This window comes from Leisingera sp. F5 (genome assembly GCF_001593695.1).
Window position 1 is genome coordinate 1 of sequence record NZ_LUKH01001436.1, and the last position, 1,031, is coordinate 1,031.

2 protein-coding genes are annotated in these 1,031 nt (G+C 59.7%); one reads left to right on the forward strand and one right to left on the reverse strand.

Going from position 1 to position 1,031, the window contains the following annotated elements; genetic code table 11:
• Positions 1 to 645 (forward strand): amino acid ABC transporter ATP-binding protein (locus tag A2I95_RS42060; RefSeq protein ID WP_291738174.1); only part of this gene is annotated, 645 nt, incomplete at its 5' end.
• 82 nt (positions 646 to 727) lie between these two features.
• Here the strand turns inward: A2I95_RS42060 and A2I95_RS42065 are convergent.
• The coding region (locus tag A2I95_RS42065; protein WP_291738175.1) for a DUF411 domain-containing protein at positions 728 to 1,031 on the reverse strand (304 nt) is incomplete at its 5' end.

Below are 1,031 nucleotides of genomic sequence, written 5' to 3' on the forward strand. Positions count from 1 at the left end.
CGTATCGTCATTGCAGGCCCGTCCGGTTCGGGGAAATCCACTCTGATCCGCTGTCTGAATGCCCTGGAAGAGCATCAGCAGGGCAGGATCGAGGTGGATGGCACCGTCTTGTCAAATGACCTTAAGAACATCGACAAGATCCGTTCCGAGGTTGGCATGGTGTTCCAGCACTTCAACCTGTTCCCGCATCTGACCATTCTGGAGAACTGCACCCTGGCGCCGATCTGGGTCCGCAAAACGCCTAAGAAAGAAGCCGAAGAACGGGCGATGCATTTCCTGGAGAAGGTGAAGATCCCGGAGCAGGCCGACAAATACCCCGGGCAGCTGTCGGGCGGCCAGCAGCAGCGTGTGGCGATTGCGCGCTCGCTTTGCATGATGCCGCGCATCATGCTGTTTGATGAGCCGACCTCGGCGCTGGACCCGGAGATGATCAAAGAGGTGCTCGACACCATGATCGAGCTGGCCGAAGAAGGCATGACCATGCTCTGCGTGACCCACGAGATGGGCTTTGCCCGTCAGGTGGCGAACCGGGTGATCTTTATGGATGCGGGCCAGATCGTGGAGCAGAACGAGCCGGAGGAGTTCTTCAACAATCCCAAAAGCGAGCGGACCAAACTGTTCCTTAGCCAGATCCTGGGTCACTAAAGCAGCGGCATCACGAAACAAAAAGGCCGGGCACAGCGCCCGGCCTTTTTTTGTTCAGGTTTTCTTGGTCAGACCGTCTTGATCAGGAGTGGCTGGCAAAGGCTTCGGTGCTGCCATCGGCCAGGATCAGCAGGGTGTCGAACGGTTCGCGCTCATCCCCCATCTCCATGCCCGGCGAGCCGATCGGCATCCCCGGCACCGTCAGACCCAACGCCGCAGGCTGTTCCGCCAGCAGCCGCTGGATGTCGCTGGCCGGGACATGGCCCTCGATCACATAGGGTCCGGCCATCGCGGTGTGGCAGGAGGCCAGATCGCTGGTGATCCCCAGCCGGTCCTTCATTGCCCACAGCTGATCATCAGGAACATTGCGCAGCTCGGTATTCAGC